This window comes from Yersinia sp. 2545 StPb PI, from assembly GCF_052217125.1.
GTDB lineage: Bacteria > Pseudomonadota > Gammaproteobacteria > Enterobacterales > Enterobacteriaceae > Yersinia > Yersinia enterocolitica_E.
On record NZ_JAZGPY010000001.1, the window covers coordinates 4783346 to 4805246 of the forward strand.

The following is a 21901-nucleotide window of genomic DNA, read 5'->3' on the forward strand; positions in this document are numbered from 1 at the left end:
TCTTCTTTTAATTAAGGGGGATCCTAAGCCGCTTGGTCAAAAGTCTAAACTTGAGTAGAATCCCCCACCCCAGGGCAAACACAGAAATTCGCATAACGGCGAGGTGCAGTACCATGTTTTATCCAGATCAATTTGACGTCATCATCATTGGTGGTGGCCATGCCGGCACGGAAGCTGCAATGGCAGCGGCACGCATGGGACGTCAGACCTTATTGCTGACGCACAACATCGACACACTGGGACAAATGTCTTGTAACCCAGCGATTGGCGGTATCGGTAAGGGACATTTGGTAAAAGAGATCGATGCTCTGGGTGGTCTGATGGCCATGGCGACTGACCAAGCGGGTATTCAGTTTAGGATACTAAACGCCAGCAAAGGGCCAGCGGTAAGAGCGACCCGAGCTCAGGCTGACCGTGTTCTGTATCGGCAGGCAATACGTACCGCATTGGAAAACCAGCCAAACCTGATGATCTTTCAACAGCCAGTTGAAGATCTGATTGTTGAAAATGATCGCGTTGTGGGTGCAGTCACTCAAATGGGTCTTAAATTCCGGGCGAAAGCGGTGGTATTAACCGTTGGTACTTTCCTCGACGGAAAAATTCATATCGGTCTTCAGAACTACAGTGGTGGTCGTGCTGGTGATCCGCCATCCATCTCATTGTCACAGCGTTTGCGTGAATTACCACTGCGAGTTAATCGCCTTAAGACCGGTACTCCACCACGTATTGATGCGCGAACCATTGATTTTAGCCAACTGGTACCTCAACTGGGTGATACGCCAATTCCAGTATTTTCATTCTTGGGTAATGCTAGCCAGCATCCAGAACAAATGGCTTGTCATATCACCTACACCAATGAAAAAACCCATGAAGTGATCCGCAATAACTTGGATCGTAGCCCAATGTATGCCGGGATCATTGAAGGGATCGGGCCACGCTACTGTCCTTCGATCGAAGACAAAGTCATGCGTTTCGCCGATCGTAATTCACACCAGATCTTCCTCGAGCCGGAAGGTTTGACCAGTAATGAGATCTATCCGAACGGTATTTCAACCAGCCTGCCTTTCGATGTACAGATGCAAATCGTCCGTTCAATGAAAGGGCTAGAAAATGCCCGTATCATTCGACCAGGTTATGCCATCGAATATGATTTCTTTGATCCACGTGATTTGAAACCGACCTTGGAAAGCAAATATATCCACGGTCTGTTCTTTGCTGGGCAAATCAATGGCACTACCGGCTATGAAGAAGCAGCGGCTCAAGGGCTGCTTGCAGGGCTTAATGCGGGCCGCTTCGCTAACGATGACGATGGATGGTCACCTCGCCGTGATGAAGCTTACCTTGGCGTGCTGGTGGACGATTTAAGCACCCTTGGCACCAAAGAACCGTATCGCATGTTTACCTCTCGCGCAGAGTATCGCTTGATGCTGCGTGAAGATAACGCGGATCTGCGCTTGACTGAGATGGGCCGTAAATTGGGGTTGGTTGACGATGCTCGTTGGGCACATTTCAGCAAGAAAATTGAGCAAATTGAAAAAGAACGTCAACGTCTGCGTGATATCTGGGTACATCCACACTCAGAAAACGTTTCTGAGATCAATGCATTACTAAAAGCGCCGTTGTCTAAAGAAGCCAATGGTGAAGAATTACTGCGTCGGCCTGAAATTGATTATCGTTTGCTGACAACCCTAACCTCTTTTGGCCCAGCATTAACAGATCCACAAGCTGCGGATCAGGTTGAAATTCAGGTTAAATATGAAGGGTATATTGCGCGTCAGCAGGAAGAAATTGAAAAACAACTGCGCAATGAGAATACTCTACTGCCGGCTGATCTGGATTATCGTCAGGTGTCTGGTTTATCGAACGAAGTCATCGCTAAACTGAACGATCACAAACCTAACTCAATCGGACAAGCCTCGCGTATTTCTGGCATTACCCCAGCAGCAATCTCTATTTTATTGGTTTGGCTGAAAAAACAGGGGTTGTTACGCCGTAGTGCCTAACAACCGACGTTTGCCTGCATTGCTAAGGGATAAGCAGTGCAGGTAAGTTCTTCTTTGCTTCAGGCCACAACTAACGGTTCAAACCACTGCCAAGCTAGATTATTATTCCTCATCCCGGCCCTTTTCATGCTGACTGAACGAGCTTAGTCAGAGGATATTGTTGTGTTAAAAAAATTAGATTCCCTGCTAAATGCCGCAGCTATTGTGTTACCTGAACAGCAAAAATTACAGTTGATAGGCTATGTAGAACTGCTGCATAAGTGGAACAAAGCTTACAATCTGACTTCTGTTCGTGACCCACAGCAAATGCTAGTGCGACATATTCTGGATAGTATTGTGGTTAACCCACATTTGCAGGGTGACCGGTTTATTGATGTGGGCACCGGCCCTGGGCTTCCTGGGATACCGCTGGCAATTATACGGCCTACTGCGCACTTTACGTTGCTAGATAGCTTGGGTAAACGTGTACGCTTCTTGCGTCAGGTACAGCACGAACTGGGCTTAAATAATATTGAGCCAGTGCAAAGCCGAGTTGAGGACTTTGCCGCAAAACCGCCATTTGATGGTGTAATAAGCCGTGCATTTGCATCTCTACAAGATATGCTGTCTTGGTGTCACCATTTGCCAGCCAAGCCTGAAGGGCGCTTTTATGCGCTTAAAGGGGTGAGGCCGGACGATGAGTTAGCCGTACTGCCGGAGGGTATTAGCCTTGAATCGGTCGTGCGATTGCAGGTGCCAGAGTTGGAAGGTGAACGCCATCTGGTCATTCTTAAGTCAAACTAACTTTGTTATTTATCAAAAAAATGTAATAAATCCTTGGCGGATGGTAGGAAAATTATCGTATTTATTATTTTTAATATCGATAAGTATTTCTTCGCTTACTATCGTACCGGCAGATTATATTTTACGTGTTGTTTACAAAAACAGCGATAACAGATGGCATAACTATATTGAAAGCTGGCAAATAGTCACTTTAGTCATTACTTTAGCTGTGCCATCACTCTTTTTATGTAGACGAAGTGTTGCTTGATTATTATCTGAAATGTCAACGGGAAGTTTTTACTAAGTAGATAAGTTGTTCGATAATAGTTTAATTTTAACATTATGATTTATAAAACTTTTTAATGGCTCTTTTCGTTAAAGACAATCAGAAGCTTTATGGGATATAAATCAGTTTGTTTTAAGTTTTGTGATCAGTTGCACGCTTTATTGGTAATGGTTGGAATCGTCAGACAATTAAATGGGGGCTTTATTCCGAGGCTTTTCTTGTGAAAATAGTCCGAAAGAAGAAAATTTAAATAATTGTTCACCTTTTCGCTACTTATCGATTGAATTCGTTTGAGTGGCCCGTATAATTTGCTCGTTTTTTGCTGCTTGACTCAATGGGGTAAAAGGCAGTTTTATACCTCACTCAGCATACCCTTAGTGTGGTTCGGAGAGAACAAACGTCATGCCTGTATCCCTTTACAGTGGGAAAATCGCACGAAAGCTGCTGTTTTTGCAGTTAATGACTTTTGTTGTTCTCAGTGCTGCTTTTGGCTTTAAAAGCCTGGAATGGAGTGCTTCTGCTCTGGCAGGAGGATTGGCGGCTTGGTTGCCCAGCGCCATGTTTATGTTGTTTGCTTGCCGCCATCAGGCAAAAACAGCAGCTCCAGGTCGTGTTGCGTGGTCGTTTGCCATTGGCGAAGGGTTAAAAGTTATCATGACGATAATTTTGCTGATTGTGGCTTTGGGGCTGTTTAAAGCAGCGTTTGCGCCACTCGGTTTAACCTATTTGGCGGTGCTGATTGTGCAGATATTGGCACCGGCTGTGATTAGCGGCTACCGTACTTAACCGTTATCGTATTTAACTACAAAAAGGGTAAGAGGCATCATGTCTGCATCAGGAGAAATCTCTACTCCAAGGGACTACATAGGTCACCACCTGAATAACCTTCAGTTGGACCTGCGTACCTTTGAGTTGGTCAATCCCCACTCACCTGGCCCTGCAACGTTCTGGACGTTGAACATTGACTCTTTGTTCTTCTCTGTCGTGCTGGGGTTAGCTTTTCTGTTTGTGTTCCGCAAAGTCGCGGCAGGTGCCACCAGTGGCGTGCCTGGCAAATTGCAGACTGCTGTTGAGTTAATTATCGGTTTTGTCGATAACAGCGTGCGGGATATGTACCACGGCAAAAGTAAAGTCATAGCACCATTAGCCCTGACCGTGTTTGTTTGGGTTTTATTGATGAACATGATGGACTTACTGCCAATCGATTTACTGCCTTACATCGGTGAACATGTCTTTGGGTTACCTGCATTGCGCGTGGTACCTACTGCGGACGTGAGTATTACCTTGTCCATGGCATTGGGTGTCTTCATCCTGATTCTGTTCTATAGCATCAAAATGAAAGGTGTAGGCGGCTTCGTAAAAGAACTCACGATGCAGCCGTTCAATCACCCGATATTTATTCCAGTTAACTTAATTCTGGAAGGTGTCAGCCTGCTGTCCAAACCCGTTTCACTCGGTTTGCGACTGTTCGGCAACATGTATGCGGGTGAGTTGATCTTCATCCTTATTGCGGGTCTGTTGCCGTGGTGGTCACAGTGGATGCTCAGTTTACCTTGGGCTATCTTCCACATACTGATTATTACGTTACAAGCCTTTATCTTCATGGTTCTAACGATTGTCTATCTGTCGATGGCGTCCGAAGAGCACTGATTTTCTTAATATACCCTAAATAATTCGAGTTGCAGAAAGGCGGCAACTGAGCGAATCCCGAGGAGCTTACATAAGTTAAGTGACTGGGGTGAACGAAGGAAGCCAACGCACATGTAGCTTGAAGTATGAAGTGTATAACACTACTGCGTTTAACTGAAATAATTGGAGACTGTCATGGAAAACCTGAATATGGATCTGCTGTACATGGCTGCCGCTATAATGATGGGTTTAGCGGCAATCGGTGCTGCGATCGGTATCGGCATCCTGGGTGGTAAATTTTTGGAAGGCGCTGCACGTCAGCCTGACCTGATTCCTCTGCTGCGTACACAGTTCTTTATCGTCATGGGTCTGGTTGACGCCATCCCTATGATCGCTGTTGGTCTGGGTCTGTACGTGATGTTTGCTGTCGCGTAAGTAGAGTTTTCTCTACCGTGAACTACACCAAACTATTAACTTTTAAAGAGGCATTGTGCTGTGAATCTTAACGCAACAATCCTCGGCCAGGCCATCGCGTTTGTCCTGTTTGTCCTGTTTTGTATGAAGTATATATGGCCGCCAATTATGGCTGCCATCGAGAAGCGTCAAAAAGAAATTGCTGACGGTCTCTCTTCTGCAGAGCGTGCCAAAAAAGATTTGGACTTAGCGCAAGCCAATGCGACCGACCAACTGAAGAAGGCTAAAGCAGAAGCACAGGTGATCATCGAGCAGGCAAGTAAACGCAAAGCTCAGATCCTTGATGAAGCTAAAACTGAAGCCGAACAGGAACGTAACAAAATCGTGGCGCAAGCGCAGGCAGAGATCGACGCCGAACGTAAGCGTGCTCGTGAAGAGTTGCGTAAGCAAGTCGCGATGTTGGCTATAGCTGGCGCCGAGAAGATCATCGAACGTTCCGTGGATGAAGCTGCTAACAGCGACATCGTTGATAAACTGGTCGCTGAACTGTAAGGAGGGAGGGGCTGATGTCTGAATTTGTAACTGTAGCTCGCCCCTACGCCAAAGCAGCTTTTGACTTTGCTGTTGAGCACCAGGCGGTTGATCGTTGGCAGGATATGCTAGCGTTTACTGCCCAAGTGACGCGCAATGAACAGATCGCTGAATTGCTTTCCGGTGCTGTAGCACCTGAAACAATGTCTAAGACGTTTATTGCAGTCTGTGGTGATCAGCTCGATGAACCCGCACAGAACTTCATTCGAGTTATGGCGGAGAATGGCCGTTTACTGGTTCTTCCTGAGGTGCTACAGCAGTTTATTCAACTGCGTGCCTCGCTGGAGTCGACCGTCGACGTCGAAGTGAGCTCTGCGAGCCCACTGAAAGACGAACAGCTAGCTAAAATTGCTGCTGCGATGGAAAAACGTCTATCACGCAAAGTTAAGCTGAATTGCAAAATCGATAAGTCCGTAATGGCCGGCGTAGTAATACGTGCAGGCGATATGGTGATAGATGGCAGCGTTCGCGGTCGTCTAGAACGCCTGGCGGACGTCTTGCAGTCTTAAGGGGACTGGAGCATATGCAACTGAATTCCACCGAAATCAGCGAACTGATCAAGCAGCGCATTGCTCAGTTCAATGTGGTGAGCGAAGCTCACAATGAAGGTACTATTGTTTCCGTTAGTGACGGGATCATTCGCGTACACGGCTTAGCCGATGTTATGCAGGGCGAGATGATCGCACTGCCAGGCAACCGTTACGCAATCGCACTGAACCTGGAGCGCGACTCCGTAGGTGCTGTAGTTATGGGTCCGTACGCCGATCTTGCCGAAGGCATGAAGGTTAAATGTACTGGCCGTATCCTGGAAGTTCCCGTCGGTCGTGGCCTGTTGGGTCGCGTCGTCAATACTCTGGGTGAACCTATTGATGGTAAAGGTCCGGTAGAAAACGACGGCTTCTCAGCTGTTGAAGCTATCGCACCTGGCGTTATCGAACGTCAATCCGTTGATGAGCCTGTTCAGACGGGCTATAAGTCAGTGGATGCCATGATCCCAATTGGTCGTGGCCAGCGTGAATTGATCATCGGTGACCGTCAGACAGGTAAAACTGCTTTGGCGATTGATGCGATCATCAACCAACGCGATTCCGGCATCAAATGTGTGTATGTTGCTATCGGCCAGAAAGCCTCTACTGTTGCTAACGTAGTGCGTAAACTGGAAGAGCATGGCGCTTTGGCTAATACCATTGTGGTTGTAGCTACCGCCTCAGAATCTGCAGCATTGCAGTACCTGGCACCTTACTCCGGTTGTGCTATGGGTGAATATTTCCGCGACCGCGGTGAAGATGCGCTGATTATTTATGATGACCTGTCTAAACAGGCTGTTGCATATCGTCAAATCTCCTTGCTGCTCCGTCGTCCACCAGGTCGTGAAGCTTACCCTGGCGACGTATTCTACCTCCACTCCCGTTTGCTGGAGCGTGCTGCGCGTGTTAACGCCGACTACGTTGAAGCCTTTACCAAGGGTGAAGTGAAAGGTAAAACCGGTTCTTTGACCGCATTGCCAATCATTGAAACTCAAGCAGGGGACGTTTCCGCGTTCGTTCCGACTAACGTAATTTCGATTACCGATGGTCAGATCTTCCTGGAATCCAGCCTGTTTAACGCCGGTATTCGTCCTGCGGTTAACCCAGGTATCTCCGTATCTCGTGTGGGTGGTGCAGCGCAAACCAAGATCATGAAAAAACTGTCCGGTGGTATTCGTACTGCTCTGGCACAGTATCGTGAACTTGCTGCGTTCTCCCAGTTCGCATCCGATTTGGATGATGCAACACGTAAACAGCTGAGCCACGGTCAGAAAGTGACCGAGCTTCTGAAACAGAAACAATACGCACCGATGTCTGTTGCGCAGCAATCTCTGGTTCTGTTCGCAGCTGAACGTGGTTATCTGGGTGATGTTGAGTTGGCGAAGGTAGGTAGCTTTGAAGCTGCGCTGTTAGCGTTTGCTGACCGTGAGCATGCCGAGCTTCTGCAACAAATCAACCAAACTGGCGCGTACAACGATGAGATCGAGGGCAAGCTGAAAGGCATCCTTGATACATTTAAGGCAACCCAGTCCTGGTAACGCTATGCGGCCTTGCTTTTCATTAGAAAAGCAGGCCGTCTGGTAATGAGGAGAAGCAGAAATGGCCGGCGCAAAAGAGATACGTTCCAAGATCGCCAGCGTGCAAAACACGCAAAAGATCACCAAAGCCATGGAGATGGTCGCCGCCTCCAAAATGCGTAAATCGCAGGAACGCATGGCGGCCAGCCGTCCTTATGCAGAAACTATGCGTAGTGTGATTGGTCACCTTGCGTTAGGTAATCTGGAATATAAACATCCGTACCTGGAAGAGCGTGACGTTAAGCGCGTTGGGTATCTGGTGGTTTCTACAGACCGTGGCTTGTGCGGTGGTTTGAACATTAACCTGTTCAAAAGACTGTTGGCTGAGATGAAAGGTTGGTCTGAAAAAGGCGTTGAATGTGATTTAGCGCTGATTGGATCAAAAGCAGCTTCTTTCTTTGGTTCCGTGGGTGGCAAGATTGTCGCTCAGGTTACTGGCATGGGGGATAACCCTTCCTTGTCAGAGCTTATCGGGCCAGTCAAAGTGATGCTGCAAGCCTATGATGAAGGTCGTCTGGATAAGCTGTATATCGTTAATAACAAGTTTATCAATACGATGTCTCAGGAACCACGGATCATGCAGCTACTACCGCTTCCGCCTGCGGAAGATGGCGAGCTGAAGAAGAAATCCTGGGATTACCTGTATGAACCCGATCCTAAAGCATTGCTGGATACCCTCCTGCGTCGCTATGTGGAATCGCAAGTTTATCAGGGCGTCGTTGAAAACCTGGCCAGCGAGCAGGCCGCGCGAATGGTAGCGATGAAAGCCGCCACCGATAACGGCGGTAGTCTGATCAAAGAGCTGCAGTTGGTTTACAACAAGGCTCGTCAGGCCAGCATCACTCAGGAACTCACCGAGATCGTCGGGGGAGCCTCCGCGGTTTAACCAGGTTATTACCCTAAATAGTTCAGATTGCGAAACGGCGGCAACTGAGCAAATCCCCTGGCGCTTGCTAATAAAGTAAGCAACTGGGGTGAGAAAAAGCAGCCAACGCCCCAGCAATTTGAAGTATGACGGGTAAACGTATTACGTAGAGGATTCAAGATGGCTACTGGAAAGATTATCCAGGTAATCGGCGCCGTAGTGGACGTCGAATTCCCCCAAGACGCTGTACCAAAAGTGTACAACGCCCTTGAGGTTGAAGGCACTGCTGAGAAGCTGGTGCTGGAAGTTCAGCAACAGCTAGGCGGTGGTGTTGTTCGTTGTATCGCAATGGGCTCTTCCGATGGTCTGAGCCGCGGGTTGAAAGTCATCAACCTGGAACACCCAATTGAAGTGCCGGTTGGTAAATCAACTCTGGGCCGTATCATGAACGTATTGGGTGACCCAATCGACATGAAAGGTCCGATCGGTGAAGAAGAGCGTTGGGCAATCCACCGTGAAGCGCCTTCTTACGAAGAGCTTGCCAGCTCACAAGATTTGTTAGAAACCGGTATCAAAGTAATGGACTTGATTTGCCCGTTCGCTAAGGGCGGTAAAGTGGGTCTGTTTGGTGGTGCGGGTGTTGGTAAAACAGTAAACATGATGGAGCTTATTCGTAACATCGCGATCGAGCACTCAGGTTATTCTGTATTTGCCGGTGTGGGTGAGCGTACTCGTGAGGGTAACGACTTCTACCACGAGATGACGGACTCCAACGTTCTGGACAAAGTATCTTTGGTGTATGGCCAGATGAATGAGCCACCAGGTAACCGTCTGCGCGTTGCTCTGACCGGCCTGACCATGGCGGAGAAATTCCGTGATGAAGGTCGTGACGTACTGTTGTTCATCGATAACATCTATCGCTATACCTTGGCCGGTACGGAAGTATCCGCACTGCTGGGTCGTATGCCATCAGCGGTAGGCTACCAGCCAACGCTGGCAGAAGAGATGGGTGTGTTGCAGGAACGTATTACGTCCACCAAGACGGGTTCAATCACTTCTGTTCAGGCCGTTTACGTGCCTGCGGATGACTTGACTGACCCATCACCAGCAACCACCTTTGCTCACTTGGATGCAACCGTCGTTTTGAGTCGTCAAATCGCCTCTTTGGGTATTTACCCTGCGGTTGACCCACTTGACTCCACCAGCCGTCAGCTTGATCCGCTGGTTGTTGGCCAGGAGCACTACGATGTAGCGCGTGGCGTGCAGTCTATTCTGCAACGTTACCAGGAGCTGAAAGACATCATCGCAATCTTGGGTATGGACGAGTTGTCAGAAGATGACAAACTGGTTGTATCCCGTGCGCGTAAAATTCAGCGCTTCCTGTCTCAACCGTTCTTCGTGGCAGAAGTCTTTACCGGTTCACCGGGCAAGTTCGTTTCGCTGAAAGATACCATTCGTGGTTTCAAAGGCATCATGAACGGCGACTATGACCACTTGCCGGAGCAGGCGTTCTACATGGTTGGCACCATTGAAGAAGCAGTGGAAAAAGCCAAGAAACTGTAACGCTGTTGACTGGAGGGTGACATGGCTGCAATGACTTACCATCTGGATGTTGTGAGCGCAGAGAAGAAGATGTTCTCTGGCGTGGTACAAAAAATTCAGGTGACGGGTAGTGAAGGCGAACTTGGGATTTTCCCTGGTCACGCCCCACTGCTCACTGCCATTAAGCCTGGCATGATACGTATCGTGAAGCAGTTCGGTGAGGAAGAGTTTATTTATCTTTCTGGCGGCATCCTTGAGGTGCAACCGAGCGTTGTGATCGTATTGGCTGACACAGCTATTCGCGGAACTGATCTGGACGAAGCTAAAGCGCTGGAATCTAAGCGTAAAGCCGAAGATCATATCAACAACTCCCACGGCGACGTCGACTATGCTCAGGCATCCGCTGAATTGGCGAAGGCGATTGCGAAATTACGCGTAATCGAACTGACCAGGAAGGCGATGTAATTTTATACTAATGGGTTGCGTTAACTCGTTGATTTATAAAATTACTATATATACTCAGGTCATTGGGGTTGCAGGTAGGTAGCAAGCTAACGCTACTGCAACTTCCAGTACGAAGGTATAAATAAAAAATAGAATGCCAGTCAGTAAATCTGATTGGCATTTTTTTTTACCTATACATCAGATAACACAGATACTCGCCTTTGGTTTATCTCCCTTAATCCGCTTTCCTACTATTTAGTTAAGCCTCAGCTAAACTCAAAGCGTTTCTTTCTGAAAACTCTTGTTTCTTGTCGTAAAATAAGTGGTTAATAGCGTAAATATGTACATGTGTTTTGACAAAAACAGCACGGGAAGCGTCGCTGATCGCAGACACTTTTCGCCCCATTTTTTCGTTACATGACGAGTAGCAACAACCCTTTAACCATGCGGGTTGAGTACATTTTTCGTTGAGAAATATGTAGTAATTATTTCGCTAAACAGGTTTACTTCCGTCTATTAAATTGGAGTTATCAGGTTGCTTATGTCTAACAGCTCAATGAGTGTAGTCATCCTTGCCGCAGGTAAGGGAACACGCATGTATTCCGACCTTCCTAAGGTGTTACACCCATTGGCAGGTAAGCCGATGGTTCAGCATGTTATTGATGCGGCCATGAAGCTGGGTGCAAAAAACGTTCATCTGGTTTATGGGCACGGCGGCGATCTGCTGAAAAAGACGCTATCCGATCCCTCTTTGAACTGGGTATTACAAGCTGAACAGTTGGGTACCGGGCACGCGATGCAACAAGCCGCACCGCACTTTGCTGACGATGAAGATGTGCTGATGCTATACGGCGATGTGCCGTTGATCTCTGTGGATACCTTACAGCGACTGCTGGCGGCGAAGCCACAAGGCGGCATTGGCTTGTTGACCGTGAAGCTGGATAACCCAAGTGGTTATGGCCGTATCGTGCGTGAGAATGGCGACGTGGTGGGGATTGTTGAGCATAAAGATGCCAGTGATGCACAGCGCGAAATTAATGAAATCAACACCGGAATACTGGTTGCTAATGGGCGTGATCTAAAGCGCTGGCTATCACTGTTGGATAACAATAATGCTCAAGGTGAGTTTTATATCACCGATATTATTGCATTGGCACATGCTGATGGTAAGAAGGTTGCTGCGGTTCACCCCGCTCGGTTGAGTGAGGTTGAAGGGGTAAATAACCGCCTGCAACTCGCTGCTCTAGAGCGTGTATACCAGTCTGAGCAGGCTGAGAAACTGTTATTGGCCGGTGTGATGTTACTGGATCCCGCGCGCTTTGATTTGCGCGGAGAATTAACACATGGTCGTGATATTACTATCGATACCAATGTCATCATTGAAGGTCATGTGACTTTAGGTGATCGGGTTCGTATTGGTAGCGGATGCGTACTGAAAAATTGTGTGATCGGTGATGATTCTGACATTAGCCCATATAGCGTATTAGAAAACTCACGCCTGGATACTGGCTGCTCTGTTGGGCCATTTGCCCGCCTGCGCCCAGGTGCTGAATTAGCTGAAGGCGCACATGTTGGTAACTTCGTTGAAATCAAAAATACCCGCTTGGGTAAAGGCTCGAAAGCGGGTCATCTTTCCTATTTGGGCGATGCCGAGATTGGTTCGGGCGTAAATATTGGCGCAGGAACCATAACTTGCAACTATGATGGAGCTAATAAGTTTAAAACTATTATTGGCGATGATGTCTTTGTTGGGTCCGATACTCAATTGGTCGCGCCGGTCACTGTTGCAAAGGGTGCCACTATCGCTGCGGGAACTACCGTAACTCGCGATATTGCGGAAAATGAGTTAGTGCTTAGCCGTGTTAAACAAGTCCATGTTCAGGGCTGGCAGCGTCCGGTGAAGAAAAAATAAGCTATACCCGTTATATTTCAAGCTGCATGTGCGTTGGCTGCGTTCAATCACCCCAGTTACTTACTGGTCGTTGACCTTAAAATAAGTAAGCTTCTGGGGATCTGCTCAATTGCTGCCTTCCTGCAACTCGAATTATTTAGGTTATATTAAAACAGCCCCTTCAATATCGTTTATTCTTTGAAGGGATGTTTTGCCCTGTGTTTTTGGTTTATCTATTGATGCTGAAAACACAGAGCAAAACATAATAATCCCCAACTCTACAGGCTCGGGGAACCCGGAAAATCCGGAAAATCAGGTCACTGACATCGACAAGGTTCTAAAAGAACCTTACATAGGAATAAAATAGATGTGTGGAATTGTTGGCGCAGTAGCGCAACGTGATATCGCTGAGATTCTGATCGAAGGTTTACGTCGTCTTGAATACCGTGGCTATGACTCTGCTGGTTTAGCAGTGGTTGACGCTGAAGGTAATATGACGCGTTTACGTCGGGTGGGTAAAGTACAGGCGCTGTCTGATGCTGCCGAAAATCAGGCTTTACATGGTGGCACCGGGATTGCACATACCCGTTGGGCTACCCATGGTGAGCCATCGGAAGCCAATGCGCACCCTCATGTTTCTGACTATATCTCTGTGGTACACAACGGCATTATTGAGAATCACGAACCTTTACGTGAATTACTGATTGGTCGTGGCTACCGTTTCAGTTCTGAAACAGATACTGAAGTTATTGCTCACTTGGTGCACTGGGAGCTACAGCAAGGTGGATCTTTGCTGGAAGTGGTTAAGCGTGTTATCCCGCAATTACGTGGCGCTTACGGCACTGTCGTTATGGATAGTCGTGACCCAAGTCGTTTGGTGGCTGCGCGTTCCGGTAGCCCATTAGTGATTGGTTGTGGTGTAGGTGAAAACTTTATTGCCTCTGACCAACTGGCGTTATTACCCGTGACTCGCCGCTTCATCTTCCTGGAAGAAGGTGATGTGGTTGAAGTAACTCGCCGTAGCATCGCAATTTTTGATAAACAGGGTAATGCTATTGAGCGCCCTGAAATTGAATCTCAGGTGCAGTACGATGCCGGTGATAAAGGTGTTTACCGCCATTACATGCAGAAAGAGATTTATGAACAGCCAATGGCGATTAAAAATACGCTGGAAGGCCGTTTAAATCATGGTGTAATTGATTTGTCTGAACTTGGCCCTAAAGCGGATGCATTATTGGCAAATGTTCAACATATTCAAATTATTGCCTGTGGTACCTCTTATAACTCAGGCATGGTTTCGCGTTATTGGTTTGAATCATTAGCCGGTGTGCCTTGTGACGTAGAGATTGCGTCTGAGTTCCGTTACCGCAAATCCGCTGTGCGCCCAAACAGCCTGTTGATCACCTTGTCACAATCAGGTGAAACTGCCGATACCTTAGCTGCTCTGCGCTTATCAAAAGAGTTGGGGTATTTGGGGTCGCTGGCTATTTGTAACGTCGCTGGCTCATCGCTGGTGCGTGAATCAGATTTAGCGTTAATGACCAAAGCCGGTACTGAGATTGGCGTAGCATCAACGAAAGCCTTTACCACTCAGTTGACAGTATTACTGATGCTGGTGGGGCGTATTGGCAAGCTGAAGGGCGCTGATGCCAGTCTGGAGCAGAATATTGTTCATGCGTTACAGGCTCTACCTGCTCGTATTGAACAGATGTTGTCTCTGGATAAAACCATTGAAGCGCTGGCTGAAGGTTTCTCTGATAAACACAATGCCTTGTTCCTTGGTCGCGGTGATCAATATCCGATTGCGATGGAAGGCGCGCTGAAACTTAAAGAGATCTCTTATATTCACGCTGAAGCTTATGCTGCAGGTGAGTTGAAGCACGGTCCATTGGCATTGATTGATGCTGATATGCCGGTCATCGTGGTTGCGCCAAATAATGAATTGTTGGAAAAACTGAAATCCAACATTGAAGAAGTGCGTGCCCGTGGCGGTTTGCTGTATGTGTTTGCTGATCAAGATGCCGGTTTCACTGACAGTGAAGGGATGAAAATCATTCAGTTACCACATGTAGAAGAGATTATCGCGCCTATCTTCTATACCGTGCCACTACAGTTACTCTCTTACCATGTCGCGCTAATTAAAGGCACCGACGTGGACCAGCCACGTAACTTGGCAAAATCAGTCACGGTTGAATAAGCTGCGATAGATATAGCACAAAATATTGTGGGCGGATGAAATAGCCGTTAACTCGAAAAGTCCGGTTATGCTGTTTAAAAGCATACCGGATTTTTTTATGACCAAATTAAAACAGTCATTGTCAGGAATCGGCAAAAGTTACGTTGCCGGTTTTTTAGATAGCTGCCGCTATCATCAGTTTATATATAAAAACACAATATATTACCCAACGACACTTTAATGCCACAGCGTCGTTGGGAGAGTGTCAAGGGACATAAATAATTTCGAAGGTCGAGGTTAAATCTCTAAGCTCTTTCCTTGCCCCATCCTGGTAATGAATCTGCACATCATAATGGTAGATCAGCTTTTCTTGCGGATTAAGAATGAGTTGCAAGGCCGACACTTTCACTTCTAAGGTTTTGGTAGGCTGCTCGCTATTCAGTGCTATCGTCTGGTGGTTGATACTGATTAGTATCTGTTCTATGGGTTTCGGGCCGGTGGGATCATAAGCACCCTGGCTGCTGATAAACTTCAGCGTTTTGACAATTTCAACTGGGGTGGAATTATCGATAAACAGCTGGGGATTATTTTTATATGCAACCGGCATCCTGAGCTGTACCGGGATATTGTCAGGGCTAAAGCCTTCCTGTTTAACTTCCAGCTCGCCATTGAGCAACAGATGCTGTGCCGTGGTATCAAACAGCGCATCCCAAATTTTTGCAAACTGCGCCGATGGCAGCGTGAACGAATCAATAATACCGCTTTGCAGGTTTACTATTGCGTTGGTTTCTTCGGTTTTCCCCGCCGGTAATGACAACCGTAGTTTAAGGCTATGCGCACTGGAAAAAGGGATCAACTTACCCTGTGGCTGGGATTGGATAAAGGTAGTTTCGGCGTCGCTAATGCGTTGTCTGTCCACCTTGGGTAGCAAGAAATAGTCAAAGGTCACATTAAACTGAGCCACCTCTGTTGCCCCTTCTGGTGCAGAAAAGGAGATCGACAACATGGGTTTATTATTGTCATTGCTGTTACTGGCCAGTTGAAACGTATCGGGTAAATAATAAAGATAATCTTTACGAATATTATCCTGATAATAGTTATACCAGTATTGATGATATTCTATTGGTGTGAGAATTAATTCAAAACGTGGATTCGGTGGCGCAATGCCGCGGTAGATATAAGGATAATAATTTTCCGCAAAATAAAATATTTTAGGATCAGTAATAGTATTCAGCAGGCCGGTATCAGATTTGATGGCGATCACCAACGTGGTTTGCGCATCGTAGTTGGATAAGGCTCTTAATAACGCATCTCGCTGCTCAAGTCGGGTTAGTTTTAGTTGAGCCTGATATTGCCGTTCAGCTTTGAGTGCCACGTCCTGAAATATCATTTCATTGAATTTGCCAAACTGATTGAAATTGAGCACTACATAAGGCATTTCCTGAATGTTTTTGTTGAGAAAAAAACTCAGTACCATCGTCCAACTAATGCCATCTGTTATGGTTTCAATCTGATAGCGTATTTCGCCAGAGACATTCTCGGTACTGACCTGTGCTATCAATTCATCGGATAATGGCGTTAGAGTTGTCCGTAATTTTCTGGTCAGATTAACATTGTCGGTAAACTGCTGCTGCGCGTTTTCCAGAATAATTTTGTTTAGCGTGACCAGATCATTGAGAAAGATGTTCATAGGTATCCTTCGTATCATAGAGAACAGAACAACGCCTTAGCGCTGATAAATAGGATGAGGTCCACAGATACTGCCCATCGTGACGACGATAGAGTGGTATTTCCCTAGCACTATTGGCAAGCTGCCATTTTTTTAACGGCGTAATAATGTCAGATAGTGTATCGATACCGATATTTTGGGCATATTCAAGTGTGGACAACCATTCGGCGGGATGAGCGTAGTAGGGGGTTAATTGGGTTATTCTCTGATATTCGTTTTGGCTCCAGACGACGGCTTTATTCAGCATGGTGATAATACGATAATAAGCCGGTAGGGTTGCGCATTGTTCGCCATAAAAACGATACAGTAAAATTAGCGCATTGGTATTAACACAGCAGTCGAGCTGGCTAATCTCATTATTTTGTTTCATCCAAGTGTGGAAGGTTTGACATTCAGCCCATTGATGCTGTAGTTCGGTAAGTCGGGCATCAACCTTCTGTAGCTGATAGCCATTCATCTCAATCAGCGTCAGGCGAACGGCGTCAGGCGAAATACGGCCAAATTTGTATAACATTTCGGTAATTATCGCCGTGTCATCAATATCGGCGTCAATCATCTGGCCGTTCATCCAACGGGGATGAGCGTGACGAGGCCAGAAACTGAAATGACCGGGGCGGGTTTCACAACTAGCGAGAAAATCCAGCGCGCGATCAATATAGGGAGCCGTTTGCTCGGTGTAGTCGAGCGTCCTTAATACCTGAGCAGTGACAAAAGCATTGGCATCCTGATGCCACTGGCCGTCGGGTGTTCTGACGCTGGACAGGAATGCCCCGTTTTCTGATTGCTGTTGTCGGAGGATTGCATCTGGCGACATGCCGCGCGGCGGCGGCGGGCTACGATCTGGTAGGGCAACCTCGCGCCAAAGGTCGTTCTGCGGGCTGAAGGTACAACTGACGCCGCACCTTGCCTGTGCATCAACCGTAAAGCCGATGACATTAAACTGAAGAGGCACATTCTCCTTGAGCAACGCTTGTAGCAGCTGCATGGGCTGTGCCACGTGCTGCAATAGCTCACCAATCTTGATGGCAGCCTGCGCGTTGCCGCCTAAAAAGCGCGGCGCCATAGTAAACAGGCTAAAACTTTCCAACTGGCGTCGATGGTTATAGACCAGGCTGAAACCATAGGTGGTGGCGGGGAATTCATCTGGATTAGGCATGTTAGCTAATACCTGCCTGAGCAGCGCGGCCAGCGGAGGAAACCCACGTTCAATACCAAATAACCGCATAACGTTGGCAATGTCTGCCAGCGTTATTTCTGCGCTGTGCCACTGATAATAATATTCAGTTGGTGTGTCAGGGTTATCTGGGTAATAGCCAATCATCAACAGCGATAGTCCGGCTGCGGTTAACTGATGCAGGGGATAATCGCTATTGGCGTGATTTAGCGGGGAGGCATACAGAGCGATTAATGCTTGATTATTTGGCGGTACTTCGGAGTAAACCTTGGTTTTAATACCGTCAGCGGTATATTTCCGCCCCAACCATGAGCCAAATTTTAGCGCTTGGGTAGGCGTATCCGGCCGTTGTATTCGAGCAATGTGTGCGAAGCAGGATGCAGACGAGTTTGACGAGGCGTGTGGGTAATTTTCCGCACTGAAGGCCCCAATATCACGAGCCTGGGTGAATAGCGGGAGAAAAGTATCAAACGTGCAAGCCACAGCCTGCGGTTTTATGCTGGATGTCGTGAACTCCAGTGGGCAACCGTTATAAGCCAATAGACTGGTATTAAATGCCGCAGACAGCAGCCCCGATGCCATCCGTTTCTGGCTAAAACGGTGAATGTCGGGTAATAGCGTGCCTGCTAAATCCGGCACATGATGGCATAAAGTGGTTACCAGGGCGTCCAATGCCGCTGGTAACACCGCAACGCGTTCAACCATGATTATTTACCGTAGCTCATGTCGGAATAACGATGGCAGGCGGATTATCTGTACCGTCGACCAACCGGGTATGCCCGCCGACCTCAAGATAGGTAATCGTATAATGAACCGTCCAGGGTTTCTCTGTCAGGCAGCGATACTTGAAGGTTTGCGCTTTGGTTTTATCGGGATTAAAGGAGAACTTCTTGGTTTTCTTTTGTTCTTTGTCATCAAGATAAGTGAGTTCAACCAGCACCTGATTGTATTTATCCCAGGAGAACTGGCGATCGAGGAAAATATCAATTTCATTGAAAGTGAGTAAATTACTCGGATCGAGACCGATGGTGGTAGAAGCGGTTTTGAATTTTGACTGATAGCTGCTGTTACCTTCCCAGCCGGAGCTGCTCGCTGATTTAAAAATAAACTCGCCTTGAATATCGAGTAATTCATTTTTGTCTTTGCTTCTGGCAATATTTTTCCGCCATTCTTTACCGTCCTCGGTAAAGGCATCACTGGTATAGACATTGTTATTGTAGCTGGCTTGAAATGCTGCCGCTTTGATACCGAACTCTTCAAAGCCATCAGGGCCGAAGATTTGCAGTTCGATTTTCTGAAAGAACGGATCATTGACGTTTACTTCAATAAAATAAGGTTTATCTTTTTGGGCTTTTAACGTGTCGGTGCCGATAAAGTTTTGTGGTACGGCGGCCTGAGTAATCGCTTTTGATGAAGTGTAGTTAAAGGATAAGGTTTTATGCTCGGTAATGTTGACCACTTTTAATTCCAATGATGCGCAGGGGAAAAGACCGCCTTTCCCTTTTTCATCTTTACTGCCAATCAATGATTCCAGAATGGAAGCGCTGGCTGATTTTGCCTGCTCATTACTTTCTGCGTTTGGTTTAATGGTTGCGTTGAAAAATATCTTTAGTAGTTCTTCTTTGACAAACTGTAATGCCCACTCTTTTTCTTTGGTCGCCTGATCGCCGGGCATACTTTCGGTCACTTTAATCACGAGTTTTTGATCTTGCTCCAGTTTCTTAATCACGCTGTCAAAGCCGAGCCAAAAACTTGCCGGTGTCTCGACCGGAATAGGAATATTAATGCCAAACTTAGCACCGAATTCCTTATAAACGCTGTCAAATTCCGCTGTAACATCCACTTTCAATGCTGGGGTGATACCGGTATAAGTGAGGTTGTAAGCCACCGCCGCTGGTGCCTGCGCTTGATTAAATGCGGCCTCCAGAATAACTGCCTGTTGTGGCGTCAGTTTGGCACTTAAAATGGCGGTGTTATTCCCAAACAGGCTAGGGCTTTGTGCGCTGATCAACTGGCCATTGGCATTTTGTGCATCCAGAACAAAAAAGTTCACGGTACCGTTGTTAAACGGTACTGGCGCTTTACGGGCATTTTGCGGCTTGATCTTCAGTTTATTCAGGTAATCGGTAAACGCAGTATTGAGTTCGCCTTCATCGACGGCAGTATTGACCTCAAAATTGATGTATCCTCCCTGTTGGTTGGCGTCATCACCGGTGTATTTAATTAATGAAAATACCGGTTTCCCATCACGTACGGCAATATGAATATCACCGGGCAAATACCAAAATTGGTTTTCATCTGAATCATCAGAAAAAAATGTGATGTTTTTAATCGTAGCGGTTTTTTCTCTCAATAATAACATGATACATCCTCATGGTCAGTTGGTAATATAGATCTGATCTTCATCGGTAATGAATTCTTTATTTTCAATGCCACCGTCATTATCAATAATCATGATGTCGAGATTAATAAACAGTAATGTCGGGTCGGGTTGATCTGCGCTAAATAATGCAGGTTCTGACTGGTCTTCAGAGAAATAAAATGCTTCCTTTAACGTGTTCATGGCGAATTGGTTATAGCAGTAAGTCACATTGACTAGAACCTGTGTGATTCTTTCCCAGTCAAAAGCTGGGGTGATTTTCAGCGTTCTTTGTTTATAGAGTCGTGAAGATATGCTGACATCCTGGCTGGTGGGTTGGTCTAATCTTACTGGTATATGGGGAGTGTTAGCGCTAATGCTATATTCTTTGATTACCGAAAAAGTATAGCATTCAGGATCTGGTAGCATGATGCTGTATTCTTCTGACGGTTTTTTCTCGGTGATGTGGAAATTTTTTGATGTGCTGTTTTCTTTGTTTTCAATATGGGTACAGGTGATATTTACCAATATTGATGTATACCATGCCCAGTTGAATCTTTTTTCTGTGGCAATAACGAAATGATAACGGCTATATAACGATTCAATGTCTAAAAAAATTTCGGTTAAGGATGTGCTCATGATGGCTGAACTGACAAACATCACACCACCGACCGGATGGTTAAAATATAATGTGAACTGATACTCCACCGGCCAGGACATTTTTTTTGTTACAGGGTCGATAATGGCGGAAAAATGGAACGTTTTGGCCGCCATATTATTTCTGGAAAAAACTAACGGGGACCGCGTGTTACCATAAGTCAAATTGAGCGCCACCAATTGAATATTTTCGTCTAACTCAGATGTCAGCAGTTGAGCTTTTATGCTGTGGTAAGAGAAAAAATCATCCTGAAGCTCGTGATAGCTTACGACGTCGATGGCATCATAATGGCTCTGGCTAACCAATGTGGCAAAAAGCGCTTGAGGATAGAGAGATCGCCGCACTACCGTAGTTTCGGTGATTCGGGCACTGAGCGTACGTTTATCAATATCTTTAACTGAGATGTTTTGTAATTGGAAACCAAATTTAGGCGCAGGGGCTGTTTTTATTTGACCAAATACTGGGGTGAAAAATTCGCAAGTCAGAATCGTGCTCAATTCAGCCGTGGCTTGTTTCATATAATGGTCGGGATTGGTATTTCTTACCTTGATAGTAACCAGCTTATTACTGATTAAGGTTTCGGAAATATCATCAATATTAAAAGAAAAAATCAGCGCATTAAAACCGAATGAGATTTTCAGATACTCATATACCTGATCCCATTGGGCATCAAGTTCAAAGGTTGAGGGGGGTAATTGTTGCAGGTAGTCGATTTTATAACTGACGGCAATCGGTGCTGATTCCGGTTGCTGAAGCAGCGCGACGATTCGCTCAATATCATTCGCATCAGTCAGTGCGGCCATGATGTAGCAAAACTGATTATTCCCCAGCGAGGTGTGATTCAGCAGTTGAGGCATAGCTTGTGGAATACTGAGCGTGGCAGTGCTGGCAATAATTTGTAAGGGGAGCAGGGTCGCGTCCGGCGGAATATCGGGATTATCCCGCGCCGCTGCCTGTGCAGCAGCCATACTGCTGTTCAGTTGCGTCTGCAATGAGAGTATTGCGTAGTAAGTCGTCGGTTGTGCGGTGGTGCTATTCCTGAATATTTGATAATGCACTTCGGGAATAGCCTGCTCATTTACCAAAATACTGGGTGCCAACGCGCTATAATAATAAACTTGGCTACCTGGCATTGCATTAATAAAACCGATAGTTTGTTCCGTTATTCTGTTATCCATGGGGGTGTCCATGTTGAATAAAAAACAATCAACCGAGCATCAGTCATCAATGCAATGACCGATGCTCTGCCTATCCAATAGTAATGAACACTGTTC

The 21901-nt window shown here is 46.6% G+C and carries 17 protein-coding genes; 13 read left to right on the forward strand and 4 right to left on the reverse strand.

The genetic code is table 11. The annotated features are described in order from the left end of the window. Positions 1-113 precede the first annotated feature (113 nt). The 13 genes from mnmG to glmS all read left to right on the forward strand — a co-directional run bounded on the left by mnmG (position 114) and on the right by glmS (position 14728). The gene (mnmG, locus tag V1955_RS22150; protein ID WP_420073953.1) at positions 114-2003 is read left to right on the forward strand and encodes a tRNA uridine-5-carboxymethylaminomethyl(34) synthesis enzyme MnmG; all 1890 of its coding nucleotides are present in this window, start codon (positions 114-116) and stop codon (positions 2001-2003) included. Positions 2004-2165: 162 nt separating this feature from the next. Next, positions 2166-2786 (forward strand): 16S rRNA (guanine(527)-N(7))-methyltransferase RsmG, encoded by a 621-nt coding sequence (rsmG, locus tag V1955_RS22155; RefSeq protein WP_442821400.1) that lies wholly within the window; start codon positions 2166-2168, stop codon positions 2784-2786. Positions 2787-3453: 667 nt separating this feature from the next. Further along, the gene (gene atpI / locus V1955_RS22160) at positions 3454-3837 is read left to right on the forward strand and encodes a F0F1 ATP synthase subunit I (protein WP_083161585.1); all 384 of its coding nucleotides are present in this window, start codon (positions 3454-3456) and stop codon (positions 3835-3837) included. 39 nt (positions 3838-3876) lie between these two features. After that, on the forward strand, positions 3877-4701 hold the full coding sequence (atpB, locus tag V1955_RS22165) for a F0F1 ATP synthase subunit A (RefSeq protein WP_005161179.1): 825 nt from the start codon (positions 3877-3879) through the stop codon (positions 4699-4701). 174 nt (positions 4702-4875) lie between these two features. Continuing rightward, a complete protein-coding gene (gene atpE, locus V1955_RS22170) occupies positions 4876-5115 on the forward strand; it encodes a F0F1 ATP synthase subunit C (protein ID WP_004393045.1) in 240 nt (79 codons plus the stop codon). A 60-nt stretch (positions 5116-5175) separates the two neighbouring features. Continuing rightward, a complete protein-coding gene (atpF, locus tag V1955_RS22175; protein WP_005186686.1) occupies positions 5176-5646 on the forward strand; it encodes a F0F1 ATP synthase subunit B in 471 nt (156 codons plus the stop codon). 14 nt (positions 5647-5660) lie between these two features. Next, entirely contained in the window at positions 5661-6194 is a 534-nt protein-coding gene (atpH, locus tag V1955_RS22180) for a F0F1 ATP synthase subunit delta (RefSeq protein ID WP_372560177.1), read from the forward strand. 14 nt (positions 6195-6208) lie between these two features. Beyond that, positions 6209-7750: a F0F1 ATP synthase subunit alpha gene (atpA, locus tag V1955_RS22185; protein ID WP_004703877.1), complete on the forward strand. Its 1542-nt coding sequence runs from the start codon at positions 6209-6211 to the stop codon at positions 7748-7750. Positions 7751-7811: 61 nt separating this feature from the next. Beyond that, on the forward strand, positions 7812-8675 hold the full coding sequence (atpG, locus tag V1955_RS22190) for a F0F1 ATP synthase subunit gamma (RefSeq protein ID WP_002220756.1): 864 nt from the start codon (positions 7812-7814) through the stop codon (positions 8673-8675). 159 nt (positions 8676-8834) lie between these two features. Further along, positions 8835-10217 carry a F0F1 ATP synthase subunit beta gene (gene atpD / locus V1955_RS22195; RefSeq protein ID WP_083161584.1) on the forward strand — a complete coding sequence of 461 codons (1383 nt, stop codon included), beginning with the start codon at positions 8835-8837 and terminating at the stop codon, positions 10215-10217. Positions 10218-10238: 21 nt separating this feature from the next. Continuing rightward, complete coding sequence (locus V1955_RS22200) at positions 10239-10661, forward strand: F0F1 ATP synthase subunit epsilon (protein WP_004393020.1); 423 nt, start codon at positions 10239-10241, stop codon at positions 10659-10661. A gap of 520 nt (positions 10662-11181) precedes the next feature. After that, positions 11182-12552, forward strand: a complete 1371-nt coding sequence (glmU, locus tag V1955_RS22205; RefSeq protein WP_083161583.1) for a bifunctional UDP-N-acetylglucosamine diphosphorylase/glucosamine-1-phosphate N-acetyltransferase GlmU — start codon at positions 11182-11184, stop codon at positions 12550-12552. Positions 12553-12898: 346 nt separating this feature from the next. Next, entirely contained in the window at positions 12899-14728 is a 1830-nt protein-coding gene (glmS, locus tag V1955_RS22210) for a glutamine--fructose-6-phosphate transaminase (isomerizing) (RefSeq protein WP_083161582.1), read from the forward strand. Between the two features lie 244 nt (positions 14729-14972). Here the strand turns inward: glmS and V1955_RS22215 are convergent, their stop codons facing one another. From V1955_RS22215 to V1955_RS22230, 4 genes are read right to left on the reverse strand one after another with little or no spacing between them, the layout of a single operon-like run. After that, positions 14973-16397, reverse strand: a complete 1425-nt coding sequence (locus V1955_RS22215) for a hypothetical protein (protein WP_420073199.1) — start codon at positions 16395-16397, stop codon at positions 14973-14975. Beyond that, the gene (locus tag V1955_RS22220) at positions 16378-18315 is read right to left on the reverse strand and encodes a hypothetical protein (RefSeq protein ID WP_442821401.1); all 1938 of its coding nucleotides are present in this window, start codon (positions 18313-18315) and stop codon (positions 16378-16380) included. The genes V1955_RS22215 and V1955_RS22220 overlap by 20 nt, the downstream gene beginning before the upstream one ends. Before the next feature lie 16 nt (positions 18316-18331). Next, positions 18332-19972 (reverse strand): hypothetical protein, encoded by a 1641-nt coding sequence (locus V1955_RS22225; RefSeq protein ID WP_442821402.1) that lies wholly within the window; start codon positions 19970-19972, stop codon positions 18332-18334. Between the two features lie 15 nt (positions 19973-19987). Beyond that, positions 19988-21805, reverse strand: a complete 1818-nt coding sequence (locus tag V1955_RS22230) for a hypothetical protein (protein WP_442821403.1) — start codon at positions 21803-21805, stop codon at positions 19988-19990. Between the last annotated feature and the right edge of the window lie 96 nt (positions 21806-21901).

Excerpts from the sequence above, each read along its gene's own strand:
- V1955_RS22225 (WP_442821402.1), bottom strand. The coding sequence starts at position 19,972 with ATGTTATTATTGAGAGAAAAAACCGCTACGATTAAAAACATCACATTT.
- atpB (WP_005161179.1), top strand. The coding sequence starts at position 3,877 with ATGTCTGCATCAGGAGAAATCTCTACTCCAAGGGACTACATAGGTCAC.
- mnmG (WP_420073953.1), top strand. The coding sequence starts at position 114 with ATGTTTTATCCAGATCAATTTGACGTCATCATCATTGGTGGTGGCCAT.
- atpA (WP_004703877.1), top strand. The coding sequence starts at position 6,209 with ATGCAACTGAATTCCACCGAAATCAGCGAACTGATCAAGCAGCGCATT.
- glmS (WP_083161582.1), top strand. The coding sequence starts at position 12,899 with ATGTGTGGAATTGTTGGCGCAGTAGCGCAACGTGATATCGCTGAGATT.
- V1955_RS22215 (WP_420073199.1), bottom strand. The coding sequence starts at position 16,397 with ATGAACATCTTTCTCAATGATCTGGTCACGCTAAACAAAATTATTCTG.
- V1955_RS22220 (WP_442821401.1), bottom strand. The coding sequence starts at position 18,315 with ATGGTTGAACGCGTTGCGGTGTTACCAGCGGCATTGGACGCCCTGGTA.
- atpE (WP_004393045.1), top strand. The coding sequence starts at position 4,876 with ATGGAAAACCTGAATATGGATCTGCTGTACATGGCTGCCGCTATAATG.
- glmU (WP_083161583.1), top strand. The coding sequence starts at position 11,182 with ATGTCTAACAGCTCAATGAGTGTAGTCATCCTTGCCGCAGGTAAGGGA.
- atpH (WP_372560177.1), top strand. The coding sequence starts at position 5,661 with ATGTCTGAATTTGTAACTGTAGCTCGCCCCTACGCCAAAGCAGCTTTT.
- V1955_RS22200 (WP_004393020.1), top strand. The coding sequence starts at position 10,239 with ATGGCTGCAATGACTTACCATCTGGATGTTGTGAGCGCAGAGAAGAAG.
- V1955_RS22230 (WP_442821403.1), bottom strand. The coding sequence starts at position 21,805 with ATGGATAACAGAATAACGGAACAAACTATCGGTTTTATTAATGCAATG.
- atpG (WP_002220756.1), top strand. The coding sequence starts at position 7,812 with ATGGCCGGCGCAAAAGAGATACGTTCCAAGATCGCCAGCGTGCAAAAC.
- atpD (WP_083161584.1), top strand. The coding sequence starts at position 8,835 with ATGGCTACTGGAAAGATTATCCAGGTAATCGGCGCCGTAGTGGACGTC.
- atpI (WP_083161585.1), top strand. The coding sequence starts at position 3,454 with ATGCCTGTATCCCTTTACAGTGGGAAAATCGCACGAAAGCTGCTGTTT.